The organism is Streptomyces sp. NPDC034111 (genome assembly GCF_055575375.1).
In genome coordinates this window covers 358,141-372,291 of record NZ_JBVIST010000004.1, presented here as the reverse complement: position 1 = coordinate 372,291, position 14,151 = coordinate 358,141, and the positions used below count along the sequence as shown (strand labels likewise).

Genomic DNA, 14,151 nt, shown 5'->3' with positions numbered 1-14,151 from the left:
GCTCAATGGCAGACCGCGAGCGCGTCAAGGGCCACCGCGCCCTGTCCGCGCGGCAGCACCACCAGCGGATTGATGTCCAGTTCGGCCAGCTCGCCGCCCATTTCGAGGGCCATCCGCTGCACCCGCAGCACCACCTCGACGAGCGCATCGACATCGGCGGGCGGCCCGCCCCGTACGCCGTCCAGGAGGGCACCGCCGCGCAGTTCACCGAGCATCGCGCGCGCCTGGCCCTCCCCGAAGGGCGGTACGCCCACCGCGACGTCCCGCAGCACCTCGACGAGCACCCCGCCGAGGCCGACGGTCACGGTCGGGCCGAAGAGGCCGTCATGGGTGACCCCGACGACCATCTCGACGCCCCGCTCGATCCTCTGGCAGACGAGGACGCCGTCCAGCGGGACGTCTTCGTAGCGGGCGATGTCGGTCAGTTCGCGGTAGGCGTCCCTGACCTGGCTGGCCGAGGTCAGACCGACCTTGACCAGGCCGAGTTCGGTCTTGTGCGCCAGCTGTGGGCCGGAGGCCTTCATGACGACGGGGTAGCCGACCAGGCTCGCCGCCCGTACGGCGGCCGCCGCGCTGGTCACCAGCTGTTCGCGCGGCACGCGGATGCCGTAGGCGCGCAGCAGCTGCTTGGCCGTGTGTTCGCTGAGCTGCTGGCCCGGGCGCATCAGGGCCTGCGCCTTGCGCGCGGAGGGGGACGGGACGCGCGGGGCGTCGTCGAAGGGGGAGCGGTAGCCGGTGGTGAAGCGGTGGTGTTCGAGGTAGGCACGCACTGCGGTGATGCAGTTGCCGAAGGTGCGGAAGGTCGCCACCCGCGACGAGCCGAGCAGGGTGCGGCGGTAGGCGTCCTCCGTACCGACCGGCGAGCCCCAGACCACGCACACCAGCTTGTCCGTCTGCTCCGCCGCGTCCACGAGATCCTGGGCGAGTTTGTCGCTCATCGGCGGGAAGGGGCCGGTGATCGGGCAGATCAGTACGCCGGTCGACGGGTCGGCCAGGAGCGCGTCGATGATCTTGCGGCCGCGCCAGTCGCCGACCGGGTGCCCGCCGTTGTCGACCGGGTTGGCGACGTTGAGGTAGTCCGGTATCCACTGGTGCAGTTCGGCCTGCTTGGCGTCGTCGAGGGTGGGCAGCCGCAGCCCCGCCGCGGTCGCCAGATCGGCGAAGTGGGCGCCGGTGCCGCCGGAGATCGAATAGACCACGACGCCCTCGGCGGCCGGCGGTTTGGCGCGGGCCAGCAGCGCCGCGGTGTCCTGCAACTCGTCGAGCCCGTCCACCCGGATCACGCCGAACTGCCGCATCGCGGCGTCGACGACCTCGTCCGCGCCGGTGAGCTTGCCGGTGTGCGAGGCGGCCGTCCGGGCACCGGTCTCGGTGCGGCCGACCTTGACGGCGACGACGGGCACCTTGTTGCGGGCCGCACGGTCGGCGGCGAGCAGAAAGCTGCGGCCGTCCTTGAGCCCTTCCATATACGCGGCGATGGCGCCGACCTCAGGGCGGGTGGCGAAGTAGGAGAGGAAATCGGCGGTCTCCAGGTCGGCCTCGTTGCCGGTGGGCGCCCAGTGGGAGAGCCGGATGCCCAGTTCCTGGAGGGTGAAGACGGGCCGGCCCTGGTGGCCTGACTGGGTGATCAGGGCGATGGCCGGGCCGTCGAGGTCGTCGCGGAACGTCTCGAAGGCGTTGAGGTTGGTGTTCGGGCCGAGCAGCCGCAGACCGGAGCGGGCCACGGCCTCGGCGAGCCGGGCCTGGGCGGCGGCGCCCTGCTCCCCGGTCTCGGCGAAACCGGAGGCGAAGGCCACCGCGAACTTCACCTTGGCCTCGGCGAGTTGCCCGATGACCGGCAGCGGGTCACCGACCAGCAGTACGGCGAGATCGACGGGCCCGGGCAGATCGGCGACGGAGGGGTGACAGGGCAGCCCGAAAACCTGCCCGCGCCCCGGGTTGACCGGATACAGCCGGGCCCCGACCCGCTCGGCCCAGGCGATCAGCTGGCGGGTGATACCGGTGTTGGGCCGGCCTTCGGTGTCCGAGGCGCCGATCACGGCCACCGACCCGGGCCGGAAGAACCGGTCCAGATCGGGCACCGGAGCGTGCAGCGCCCGGCCGCTGACGTCCAGGTCCACCCCGGCGCCGGCGCCCTGGCCACCGCTGCCGCGCTGCGGTTCACTGATGCCGTGGACGGTGTGTGGTGGTTGCTCCCCACAGGCCACGACGCGGGCCGGCCGGGAGTGCGTGGTCAGGGTGCCGTGAGTCGATCCAAGCATCGCAAACGCCCGCTCCTGTGTGACGGCTCTCATTACCTGCTGTACCGCTGCGCAGCTGCATACCTGACGCATAGTCAGATTACTGAACTGACGCTCTGTCAGGAATGGGGATGCAGGGGAAAGCTTGGCGCGGGGCCGTGCCCGTGATTCGGGATCAAGCTCGATGGCAGGTCCTTGGCCTGCCGGGGGAGCTCCAGCGCAGGCTGCTGCCCTCCGAGGTCGCTGCCCTCCGGCAAGTCGGAGCGGACGCCGCCCAAAGACTGAACACCACTGCCGAGGCCGTCGACTGGTAGGCCCCACGGCACTCCGTCCCCAGCCACGGGGGAGTCGAGCAACGGCGCACCTGGTATGTCACCGATCACTGGTCGGCTGATGAAGGCGAACGTGGGAGCGCCCCGCGAGGTGGGTGGCTCACGGCGGTTGGCCGGTCCATGGCTGTGCGGCCATGGATCAGAGACGGGCTGGTGTGACTGCGCCCGCACATGATCCGCCCACGCGCGCGAAGCCCCTCCGCCTCGATTCCGGCGACCGGGCCGTAGTTGGAAAAGGGCTCAGTGCAGCCAACGGACACACCCCGTCGAATCTGCTCAACGCGTCAGTCGTAATACCCAGGATGAGCAACTAGCGCCGACTCGAAATAGTAGCCTTCGGGTTCCTCCGGTGAATCAGCAACGAATGGCCGCCACAGGGACAAGAGCAGTCCAGGGGCCGTGAGGGAGCACCCACGCTCTTCGATTTCGACTTCTGTGAAGGATCGCAGGGCCTCCTCGACCTTGTGGGCGGGCGTGTCGAAGAGGTCGATTCCACGGAAAAGTACAGCTTCCGGGTGAATGGCGTGGAATGCCTCGATGGCGTTAATTACCCCTCCCGTGCCCGTGTGAGCGTGGATGCTGAGCCCGCTCGCGTAGTAGGCGACCCCCGGGCGCAGGTCATCCGCTTCGCCGATCCGTACGGCTCCGTGTGCACGCAGAGCGGATTCGGCCGCATCCACACTCATCCCGACCTCTACCGGGCCCAAACGGTCAGGGGGTACTACCTCGATCACGACGCCTCCTCTTGCTCTTTCTTCCGGTTATCGCCAGAGGCCACTCTGAGGGGCTCAATATAGTTGACGCGGAACGCCCCTGAGGGCTTGGTAGTCTGGGTTGTTCGCCAGACCTTGAATCATTTCCCGGATCGCGCCATCGTATTTATTGCCGAATCTATTTCGAATGTCGTCAATGTCCATCTGCACGGCTTCGTCTACTCGCCCAGCAGAAATTAGTTCATCTTGCCATGCGCGCCAAGCTCGTGACGCGTGCGATCGACCCGTGGAATAGACATCGCGATGATCCTCGTAGTCCATTTGAAGTGCCGGTCCGGTTCCGTACCCCAAATGGTGCTGAGCAACTGACGCCGGTGGTACGTGATTTATTTCAGTTCCCGGGACATTTCTGCCAGGGTTGTTGGGATCCTTGAGGTCCTTGTATTGGCCCCCTCTGTATACGTGCCCGGGGGAGGCTCGCCGCTGTCCGCCCGGCCCTGCGTAGGGCGAGAGGCCCAGTGGGTCCGCCCATACGAGAGGGTTGATCACGTAAGTGCAGGGGTTGGGCGCAGGGGCGAGGCCCAAGGGGTCTACGGACGTGTAGCGGGCGGTTTCGGGGTCGTAATGCCGGTAGCGGTTGTAGTGGAGCCCGGTCTCGGCATCGGCGTACTGCCCGGGATAGCGAAGCGGGGTGTATGCGGTCGCGTCGGTGTTCCACGCAGTCGTTCCCCAAAAGGTGCTACGGGTATGCCAGGCGACCTGTCCGCTTTCATCGACGAGTTCAGTGGGCGTGCCGATGAGGTCAGTGACGATGGCGAAGAAGCGTGAGTCAACTTCGCCCTGGGACAGAGGCTTGCGTTCGTATTGGTGCAGCGGCCGGTGACCATCGTGATCCCAGGTCAGCGTGACACCGGTGGAGGAGTTGGTCTGTTCGGCCAGACGGTTGCCGTCCCAGACGAAATGAGTCGTCTCTGCGACGGTTCCGCCGTCATCGGAGAGTCTGTGTTTGCTGATGCGCCGGCCCAGAGGGTCGTAGCGGTAGTGCCAAACGGTGCCGTCCGGGGTTGTGCAGGAGGTCAGGCGGTCTTCAGCGTCGTAGGTGTAGCGCCATACGTCGGGCTTGCGGGAGAGCCGAACCTTGCGACGCAGGACGACACGTCCGGCCGCGTCGTATTCGTAGGCGATGCGGCCTGCACCGCGAAGCCGGGTGCCGTTGTAGGTGCGTTGGCCGCGGCCGTTCGGATCCGCGGCTCCTTCTGGCCAGTCGGCCTCCGTTTGGTTGCCGTGCCGGTCATACGCGTACGTCTCCTGCCAGTCCTCGGCCGAGACGGAGAGGGGGCGACCAACGGGATCAAGCCCTACGGTCGTGGACTTTCCTGCGACGTGGTCAGTGATCGCAGTCGGATATCCGTCCGCGCGGTAGGCATACGACCGGTCTCGGACGGTACGCCCTGGCACGTTGAGCGTCTGGCGGCTTAGACGGCCCAACATGTCCCAAGCGGAACTGAGCGCCACTGAGTTGGGCGCGTCCGGCCTGCCAAATGTTCGGGTGAGTTCCAGGCCACGGGGATCGTGAACGAAAGTGATGAGGTGGCGGTCTACGGCAAGCCCGGTCCGGTTCCCCGCCGCGTCATAGGCGAAGGTGCTGACTGCCCCTGTGGGCGTCTGGCGGAAGGAACGGCGCCCGAGGATGTCGTAACGGAATTCGGTGGTGCGTCCATCGACTGTCTCCAGCAGTGGGTGACCCAAGGAGTCATAGGTCACCTCGACAGAGGAGATGTCGGACCTGGCGGTGCGGAGCCTGTTGAGTTCGTCATAACTGAAGCGCGAGACAGTGCCGGCCGCGTCCTTGGAAACCACACGCCCTATGGGATCCAGCGTGAAGCTGATGGACTCCCCGAGCGGGGTGGTCCGGCCTGTGAGGCGGCCTGCGGCGTCGTAACGGTAAGTGATGGTGCGGTCGTCGAAGTCGGACTCCGCTATCAGGTGCCCGGCCGGATCGTATGCGTACGTCCACACCAGGTCGCCAGGAGCGGTGACCTGCGTCAGACGCAGCTCCGTGTCGTACGCAAAGGAGTAACGAGCGCCGTCCGGGTCAATGCGTGTGGCGATCTGATCGAAGTGCCCATAGGTGTAACTGGTCCGATGCCCTTCAGGGGTGGTGTGGTTGAGGCAATTCCCCTCGCTGTCCCAGGACCAGTACTCGGAGGCTCCGTCAGGAGTTGTACGAGTGGAAAGTCTTCCCTCCACTGTCCATGCCATGTGCGTCGTGGCGCCCGCGGCGTCAGTGATCGCCACGGGACGCCCAAAGGCATCCCGCTCGCAAGTGCTTCGAGCACCGAGGGCATCTGTGATGGCGGTGAAGAGGCCGGCCGGGTCGGCTTCCGCGGTCGTGCTGTCCCCAAGTGGGTTGGTGATGGAGGCGAGAGCACCAGTGGGGTGATACACGAAGCTGGTCGTGGCGCCGTCTGGTGCCTGTTGGGATGTGAGGTTGCCACGGGAGTCGTACGTGAAGCGCCAGACGGATCCGTCCTGCTGCACCGTCTCGATTGGGCGCTGCAGCTGGGGATCGTGGCTGATGAGAGTGCGGGTACCGTCTGCGTGCTCAATGGCTGTGATGTTGCCCGACTGATCACGTTCGTAGCGTGTGGTGTGACCCAGCGCATCAGTGCGGGCCACTACGCCGTCGTACCGATCCCATTCCGTGTGTGTGGTGTTTCCGAGAGGGTCGGTTTCCGCGACGACCTGACCGAGGTGGTTGAGATGGAACGTCCGGGTGGCGCCGGTTGAGTCGGTGTAGTGAGTCCGTTGGCCCTCGCTGTCATAGACCAGAGTGGAGGAGAGACAACCGTCGGGTCCGACAGTGCGGACGACTCTGCCGTGTGTGTCGTATTCATAACGGAAGGTGGAATCATTCCGGTCGGTCCATGAGGTGATGCGGTGTTCTCCGTCGTACCCGAATCGCATCGGTGCACCGGAGGAATTGACGAGTTCGGAGAGGTTCCCGACTTCGTCATAGCCGTAGGCCATTACGGTGGTTTCGCCGCCGTCAGCTGCATCATCACGTACGGCGATCCGCGTGACGCGGTGCAGGTCAGCATCAACGACGATGTGGTAGCCGCCGCTGTGCACTACGGCACTGGGCATCCCGTCCTCGTCTCGATGAAACGAGATGCTGTTGCCGTTTCGGTCCTCAATGGCGTCCAGCCACCAAAGGGTGGTGGTCTCTCGGTTTTCTGCCGTCGTTCCATCCGCGGGGAGAAACCGCCGGGTCAAGCCAGTGCGAGGATCGGTGATAACCAAGTCCCGGCCACTTGTGCCCTGGACGCAAGTGAGGGGGATGCGATGCCCCTCACGCGGTAAGACCCTCTCTCCGACAAGGTCCGGAGCATGGCTGTATCGCTTTGAAGAGCCGTCAGAAACATGCCACCACAGTTCCTCAGTTCCTGCGACACGTTCCAGCCGCTCGTCCAGGGTTGAGGTCCAAGAGGGCCCGAAGAAGCGTCCGTCACGGTAGTTGGAGAGGTGGGTGCGTTCGATGACCAATGGCAGGACACCTGGCAGTGCGAGGTCCGTCTGTGACTGGAGCATCTCTCCAGTCGCCATGTCGATGGGGTCGCCCTCTTTGGTCTTGTCGCTGTTCTCTCGCGCCCGCCGAGCCAACTCCGGGTCTGCTGGTCTGTCGGACTTGTTCGGTTTTCCGCTCCCGTGCTCGCCATAGCGGCCGCCCAGGCCGCTGCCACCACCGTTGTTCGGTGCCTTGGGGTCCTTCGCGTCATTCTTGCCGAGGCCCTTGAAGTGGGCCGCCAGTCCCTTGTCGTTCTCGTGGTGGTTCTTGGCCATCTGCTTGATGCCACGGGTCATGTTGTCGTCGAGGTGCTTGGCTGTCTTCTTGACGCCGTCCTCGATGCCCTCGATGACCTTGTCGAGCATGGTGTTGGCGGCGTCGGCGATGAAGTCTTTGCCACGGGTGCGGCCGTGGTGGCTCTTGGCCCGGCCGATCTTGCCGCCTGCCTTGTTGCGGAAGGTACCGCCCGCGCTCTCAAGGCTGGTGACGGCGCGGTCGTGCTCGTCCTTGTCGAAGCTGAAGCCGCCACTGCCGCCAGAGCTGCTGCCGCCTCCGCCGAGCCCACCCCCGCCTCCGCTGGGGCCGCCGGCGCTGAGGAGTTCCATGGGGTTGTCGGCGGCCGATTTGGCTGCGCCCTTGGCGTCCTTGACGCCCTGGTTGAAGCCCTCCTTGCCGGCCTTGGCGGCGTGGCCGAGGTCGACGCCCTCCTGCACACCGAGCGCGTTGGCGCCCAGCTGGACGACGAGGTCGCCCACCATCGCACCGAGGGCTTCCTCCACGGGCGTCAGGGCGATGCTGATGACCTGTTCGGCGACCTGCTGACAGACTTCCTTGAACAGCCTCTTGACGATCATTCGTGTCGCCTGCGTCGCGCCCAGCGCGCCGACTTCGGAGAGCCCGAGGGTGAAGGGGGCGGCAGCCTGGGCGGCGATGACCTCGGCGGCGAGGATGCCCAGCTGTACCAGTGCCCCGATCTTGGCGCCTTCGATGAGGAATGCGACACCGTCCATCGCGGTGGCCGCCATACGCCCGCAGTCGGCCAGGCCCTTCAGATGCGTGCCGTTGACCTTCCCCCAGTGGGTGTTCAACGCCTCGACGGCCAGGGAGCCGCCCGCCGAGCCGACCAGGCTCTGGACGGCGGCGTGGGCCTCATTGGCGCCCTCGTCGATGTCGTCGGCGAACTCCCGCATGGCGTTGGCCATTTCGCGGTAGTCGTCCTCGTCCACATTCGGCCACGAGACACCGATCAGGTCCAGCAGCTCGTCTGCCCAGCCCGGCAGCACAACACCCACGCGAAACCCCGCCCCCGTAAAGCAAATGCGTCAGCTGGCCTGATGTTTTCACGTGGGTAGACGGCCCCTCAAGCGCACTATGAGCCTTTCCGGCCTGCTGACGGATCTGCCTAGTTGGAGTCCGGCTGTAGTCCACGACGAAGCTCCTGCTAGGGCGCTGCCTGCCAGCTGCGGTCGACATGGCTGCGGGGCGTGGGCCATCCCCGGGGCGGGATGACCCCTGCGTGCTCAGTCGGGAAGTCAGAGCTACGGGAAACCCGGCGAGGCTTGTGCGGATGCCCGCCACCCCCCTTGCGCACCCGTCCGTCCATGGGCTGAACTGACGGAGCGTCAGCAATGACGGGGGCGGGATGGTCGCTTCGACGAGGGGGTGGGGGTGTGCCGATGACAGCAGGTGCCGCTCGGGGTGCGGGGGCGGGTGCGGTGCGGTTCGACGTGCCGGAGGTGGATGCCTTCACCCGGCCGTACTGGGACGCGGCGGCCGAGGGGGTGCTGTTGCTGCGGCGGTGCCGGGCGGCGGGGTGTGGTGCGGCCCATCACTACCCGCGCGAGTTCTGCCCGTACTGCTGGAGCGAGGACGTCGTCTGGGAGCCGGCCGGCGGCCGCGGCACCCTCTATACGTGGTCCGTCGTGCACCGTAACGACCTGCCGCCGTTCGGTGACCGGGTGCCGTATGTCGCGGCGGTGGTCGACCTGGCCGAGGGGCCCCGGATGATGACCGGGATCACCGGCTGCGGGGCGGAACAGCTGCGGATCGGGATGCCGCTGGTGGTGGACTTCCGCACCGAAGGGGCGGACGGCGACCGGTTCGCCGTTCCCGTCTTCCGGCCCGCCTGAGGCCGGTCACCGGGACTTAACCGGTGGCGGGCCGAGGTGGGCCGGGGCATGCTGGAGCCGTGCTGATTCGTGAGGCGACCCCGGCCGACTGGCCCGCCATCTGGCCGTTCTTCCACGAGATCGTGGCGGCCGGTGAGACCTATACCTTCCCCCGCGACCTCGACGAGGCGGCGGGCCGCGAGATGTGGCTGCTGACGCCGCCCGGCCGTACGGTCGTCGCCGTCGACGACTCCGGCACGGTGCTGGGCACCGCGAAGATGAACCCCAACCACATGGGCGGCGCCGCACATATCGCCAGTGCCAGCTTCATGGTCGATCCGCGCTACGGCGGACGCGGCGTCGGACGGGCCCTGGGTGAACACGTACTGGCCTGGGCCCGCGCCGAGGGCTATCGGGCGATGCAGTTCAACGCCGTCGTGGAGACCAACACCGTCGCCGTCGCCCTCTGGCAGTCCCTGGGCTTCACGATCATGACGACGCTCCCCGAGGGCTTCTTGCACCCCACCAAGGGGTACGTGGGGCTGCACATCATGTACCAGCAGCTGTGAGGGACGGACCGGTGGCGGTGGCGGAGGCCGGGCAGGACAGGGACCCGCGGCTCATGGCCAGAGCAGTTCTTGCCGCCAACCGCCCTCCTCATAACGGTAGTTGAGCCGTACGTGCCGACGCCGCTCGTCCCCCTGGAAGAACTCCACCTCCTCGGCGCGCAGTACATACAGCGTCCAGCTGGGCACCGGTGCCTCCGGTTCGTGCCGGGCGCGCTCCCAGGCGGCGTCCGAGGCGCGGGCCAGTTCCCCGAGCGAGCCGAGTGCCTCGCTCTGCCGGCCGACCAGCGCCGCGGCCAGCGCGCCCGTGGAGCGGCGGTGCAGATCGGCCGCGCTCTCCTCGGGGCCCGCCTCGGTCACCGGCCCGTGGATGCGTACCTGGCGGCCGACCGCCGGCCAGTAGAAACCGAGCGCCGCCCGCGGCCGCGCGGCCAGTTCGCGGCCCTTGCGGCTGCCCCGGTGCGAGGCGAAGTGCCAGCCGCGCTCATCGGCGTCGTGCAGCATCACGGTCCGTACGGAGGGGGCGCCGGCCGCGTCCGCGGTGGCGAGCGCCATGGTGTGCGGCTCCGGCTGGCCGGCCTCGGCGGCCTCCCGCAACCACTGCCGGAACAGCGGCAGCGGGTCGGCCGGCGCCGTCGCCGGGTCGAACGGCGGCAACTCGTGGTCCCAGACTCGCAGCCCGCGCAGCAGGTCATGGAACGCGCGGCCGGCGGCGTCCGGGTCCGGGGAGCGGTCCGGCGCGGGGCCGGCGGCCGGGGAGCCCTGGTGGGCGGGGGATTCGCTCATATCAGGAGCGTACGTGCGGGGCGGATCAAGCGGCGTGGGCGCGGGGCCGGGCGGACGGCGTGGGCAGCGGGTAGTCCTTGAGCGTGATCGCGTTGGCGCCCCGCTGCACATCCTCGGCGATCTTCTTCGCGACGAAGTTCTTCCAGGGCATGTACGGCAGGATCCGCATCATCAGATGCCGTATACGGATCTGCCACCAGGAGTCCGCCGTCATCTCCTGGGAGAACTTCCGCGCCAGCGCATGATTGACGGCGACATAGCCGCGCATCTCCTCCTCGTAGCGGGCAAAGGCCGCCTCCGGTGCGCCGCCGGCCGCCACGAGCTCACCGGCCAGGACGTACGCGCCGACCAGTGCCATCCCCGTCCCCTGCCCCGATGCCGGCGAGGCGCAGTGTGCGGCATCGCCGAGCAGCACCACGCGCCCGCGGGACCAGCGGTCCATCTCGATCAGCTGCAACCCGTCGAAGTAGAGATCGTCTGCCTTGCGGGCGGCCTGGAGCAGCCGCGGAGTCTGCCAGCCGACGCCCTTGAACGCGTGGTCCAGCAGGGCCAGTTGGGCGTCGGTGTCGCGGTGGTCGTAGCGCAGCCGCGGTGAACGGAAGGTCAGCAGGCCCTTGGCCGACGGGTCCCCGGCCGAGCTGTAGGCGCAGATCAGTTTGCCGGGCACCGCGTGGTACAACTCCTCGCGGTCCAGGCCGAGTTCGTTCGGCATGGAGAAGGCCGAGATATACGCCCCCAGGTGCCGTACGAACTGCTCCTCCGGGCCGAAGACCAGCCGTCGGACGGTCGAGTGCAGTCCGTCGGCGCCGACGACGAGGTCGAAGCGGCGGGGCGCGTTCCGCTCGAAGGTGACATCGACGCCTGCGGTGGCTGCCGCGCCGTCCGTCGCCGATGTGGCAGACATGGCCGATGCGGCCGGCGTGACCGGCGTGGCTGACGTGACCGGCGTGATCGAGGTGATCGAGTCGCCGAAGAGGTACTCGACGTCTCTGCGGGTGCGTTCGTGGAGGATGCGGGCCAGTTCGCCGCGCATGATCTCGTCGTCGCGGCCGATCCGGGCGCCGAAGATGTCGGCGGGAAGCGTGGCGACCCGTTTGCCGTCGTCGTCCACATAGGCGCCCGTCTGCATGTCCGTACTGGCGCGCTGGATGTCCTCCAGGATCCCCATCCGCTCGGTGACCTCGATCGCCGCGCCCCGGATGTCGACCTTGTAGCCGCCGGTCCGCAGTGCGGGGGCGCGCTCGACGACGGTCACCGCGAAGCCGTAACGGTGCAGCCAGTAGGCGAGCGCCGGGCCGGCGATGCTCGCGCCGGAGATCAGCACGGAGGTGGGGCGGGGGCGGGGGGCTGCGGTGGTACCGGGCATGGCGGATTCCCTTCCGGGGCGTGGTGTTCCTGGGCGGACCGCGCCGCACGGTCGCGGCGCTCGGTCGTGGTGCGCGCATGCGCGCGTTGACCGGCAGTCCTGACTATACGAGCGTCTTAAACGCTTGTCTATGACGTTTGTATAGGGCTTGCTCGACGGGGCGCCGCCGGGCCGGCGCGGACCACCCGCCAATCAGGACACCTCCGGTCCTGTCCCCCCGTTAGCGTCGGCCCCAGGCCGGATCGCAGTGCCACGCGAAGGAGCAGACGATGAGCGAGATCGACGTCAACCAGCCGCTCGGAACGCCGACTTGGGTCGAACTCGGGGTTCCCGACCTGAGCCGCGCCAAGGCGTTCTACCGGGCGCTGTTCGGCTGGGAGTACCGGGAGCCGTCGGCGGCCGCCGGTCCCTTCACCCTGTGCCTGGTGCGCGGTCGACGGGTGGCGGCGCTCCGCCCCGTGGCCGAGGTGCGGGCCGGGAGGGTCGAGGGCGAGTCCTGGTGGCACGTCCACCTCGCCACGGACGACTGCGACGGCACGGCCCAACGGCTCGCGGACTGCGGCGGGACGCTGCTCGCGCCGCCGGCGGACGTCGGGGAGCTGGGGCGCAGCGCGGTCGTGGAGGATCCCGTCGGCGCGCGCTTCAGCCTCTGGCAGGGCCGGGGGTTGCCGGGCTGCGAGCTGGTCAATGAGCCGGGCACGCTGGTCCGCAATGACCTCGTCTCCCCGGACCCCGGGCCCGCCCGCCGCTTCTACGCCGCCGCGTTCAGCTTCACCCTCGACACCAACGACGACCTCCCCGGTCTCGACTTCACCTTCCTGCGCCGCCCCGACGGCCATGAGATCGGCGGCATCTTCGGCTCCCCGACGGCTGCCGCGTCCCGTTGGCAGACCGTGTTCGAGGTCGCGGGCACGGACGAGGTGGTGGCACGCGCCGTCGGCGCCGGCGGCACGGCCGAGCCGCCGGAGGACACCCCGTACGGGCGGATGGCCGCGCTCACCGACCCCTTCGGTACGTCGTTCAGTGTCATCACCCGGCGCCCGGCCGCCGCGTAGCGGACCCGAGAAATTGGGTCGCGTGGCTGCCCTGCCCGCAACTACCTTCGCTCCCATGCACCTTCACCAGATCTACGGCTGACACGGCATCGGGCGGCGCTCCGCCGCCCGAACCGCCCCGCCCGGGTACCGCCCGGACCACGACAGGCTGTGCCAGCGGCCTGCCGCCGGGCTCCCGTGTCCTCATGCCGTAGCTCTGTAGTGAAGGAAGTTCTGGAATGCCCCGCACCGCCCATATCGCCATGATCGGCACGCCCATGGTCAGCCATGTGCTGCCCAGCCTGGAGATCATCCGTGAGCTGGTGTCCCGCGGCCATCGCGTGACCTACGCCAACTCCGACCATGCGGCCGCGCTGATCGCCCCCACCGGCGCCGAGTTCGTCCGCTGTACCTCCACCCTGCCGGTCGCCGACAACGACTGGCCGCAGGACCCCGTCGCGGCCGCCTCGCTCTTCCTCGACGACGCGATCGCCCAGCTGCCGCAGCTGCACGCCGCGTACGACGACGACCCCGCCGACCTCTACCTCTACGACATCGGCGCCTATGCCGCCCGTGCGCTGGCCGAGGCGCAGGGGCGCGACCTCGTCCAGCTGTCACCGACCTTTGTGGCCTGGGACGGCGCCCAGGAGGAGATCGGTGCGGCGTTCGACGGGCTGCCGGGGGCCGAGGCCTACCAGGCGCGGTTCGCCGCCTGGCTGGCCGGGTGCGGGGCGGTCACCACGGACGTGGCCGAGTTCTCCGGCCGGCCGCGCCGGGCGCTGGCGATGATTCCGCGGGCCATGCAGCCGCATGCGGACCGGGTCGATACCGCCGCGGTGACCTTCGTCGGGCCGTGTTTCGGCGACCGCGCGGAGCGGGGCGGCTGGGTGCGGCCGGCCGGCGCCGAGCGGGTGCTGCTGGTGTCGCTGGGGTCGGCGTACACCCGGCAGCCGGAGTTCTACCGGCAGTGCGTGGCGGCCTTCGGGGATCTGCCGGGGTGGCATGTGGTGCTCCAGATCGGCAAGTACACCGATCCGGCGGAGCTGGGGGACGCGCTCCCGGCGAACATCGACGTGCGGTCGTGGGTACCGCAGCTGGCGATCCTGGAGCAGGCGGACGCGTTTGTGACGCATGCGGGGATGGGCGGCAGCAGCGAGGGGCTGTACGCCGGGGTGCCGATGATCGCGGTCCCGCAGGGCGCCGAGCAGTTCCTCAACGCCGACCGGCTGGTCGAGCTGGGCGTCGCCCGCCGTATCGACACCCCGGATGCCACGGCGGAGGCGCTGCGTACGGCCCTGACGGAGCTCACCGCCGATCCGCGGGTCGCCGCGCGCGTGGCCGCGCTGCGGGCCGAGGTCCGGGGCGAGGGCGGCGTCCGCCGGGCCGCGGATCTGATCGAGGAGCGGCTGCGCTGACTGACACCGGGAGCGGGCCGGCC

General features: G+C 68.6%; 9 protein-coding genes. 4 read left to right on the top strand and 5 right to left on the bottom strand.

Translation table 11 applies throughout. The annotated features are described in order from the left end of the window. Nucleotides 1–2: 2 nt before the first annotated feature. From ACZ55A_RS13695 to ACZ55A_RS13685, 3 genes are all read right to left on the bottom strand, one after another. On the bottom strand, nt 3–2,261 hold the full coding sequence (locus ACZ55A_RS13695) for an acetate--CoA ligase family protein (protein WP_468838755.1): 2,259 nt from the start codon (nt 2,259–2,261) through the stop codon (nt 3–5). Between the two features lie 595 nt (nt 2,262–2,856). Then, the gene (locus ACZ55A_RS13690) at nt 2,857–3,306 is read right to left on the bottom strand and encodes a hypothetical protein (protein WP_468838752.1); all 450 of its coding nucleotides are present in this window, start codon (nt 3,304–3,306) and stop codon (nt 2,857–2,859) included. 54 nt (nt 3,307–3,360) lie between these two features. Continuing rightward, nucleotides 3,361–8,145, bottom strand: a complete 4,785-nt coding sequence (locus ACZ55A_RS13685) for a DUF6531 domain-containing protein (protein WP_468838749.1) — start codon at nt 8,143–8,145, stop codon at nt 3,361–3,363. A gap of 384 nt (nt 8,146–8,529) precedes the next feature. Here ACZ55A_RS13685 and ACZ55A_RS13680 point away from each other — a divergent pair, with 384 nt between their 5' ends. Both ACZ55A_RS13680 and ACZ55A_RS13675 read left to right on the top strand, forming a co-directional pair. After that, the gene (locus tag ACZ55A_RS13680) at nt 8,530–8,982 is read left to right on the top strand and encodes a Zn-ribbon domain-containing OB-fold protein (protein WP_468838746.1); all 453 of its coding nucleotides are present in this window, start codon (nt 8,530–8,532) and stop codon (nt 8,980–8,982) included. A gap of 59 nt (nt 8,983–9,041) precedes the next feature. Next, entirely contained in the window at nt 9,042–9,530 is a 489-nt protein-coding gene (locus tag ACZ55A_RS13675; RefSeq protein WP_468838743.1) for a GNAT family N-acetyltransferase, read from the top strand. A gap of 51 nt (nt 9,531–9,581) precedes the next feature. Here the strand turns inward: ACZ55A_RS13675 and ACZ55A_RS13670 are convergent, their stop codons facing one another. Both ACZ55A_RS13670 and ACZ55A_RS13665 read right to left on the bottom strand, forming a co-directional pair. Continuing rightward, nucleotides 9,582–10,313 carry a pyridoxine/pyridoxamine 5'-phosphate oxidase gene (locus ACZ55A_RS13670; RefSeq protein ID WP_468838740.1) on the bottom strand — a complete coding sequence of 244 codons (732 nt, stop codon included), beginning with the start codon at nt 10,311–10,313 and terminating at the stop codon, nt 9,582–9,584. A 25-nt stretch (nt 10,314–10,338) separates the two neighbouring features. Next, a complete protein-coding gene (locus tag ACZ55A_RS13665; protein ID WP_468838737.1) occupies nt 10,339–11,679 on the bottom strand; it encodes an FAD-dependent monooxygenase in 1,341 nt (446 codons plus the stop codon). A gap of 269 nt (nt 11,680–11,948) precedes the next feature. Here ACZ55A_RS13665 and ACZ55A_RS13660 point away from each other — a divergent pair, with 269 nt between their 5' ends. After that, nucleotides 11,949–12,734, top strand: a complete 786-nt coding sequence (locus ACZ55A_RS13660; protein WP_468838734.1) for a VOC family protein — start codon at nt 11,949–11,951, stop codon at nt 12,732–12,734. 218 nt (nt 12,735–12,952) lie between these two features. Further along, nucleotides 12,953–14,128 (top strand): macrolide family glycosyltransferase, encoded by a 1,176-nt coding sequence (locus ACZ55A_RS13655; protein WP_468838731.1) that lies wholly within the window; start codon nt 12,953–12,955, stop codon nt 14,126–14,128. The last annotated feature ends 23 nt before the right edge of the window (nt 14,129–14,151 follow it).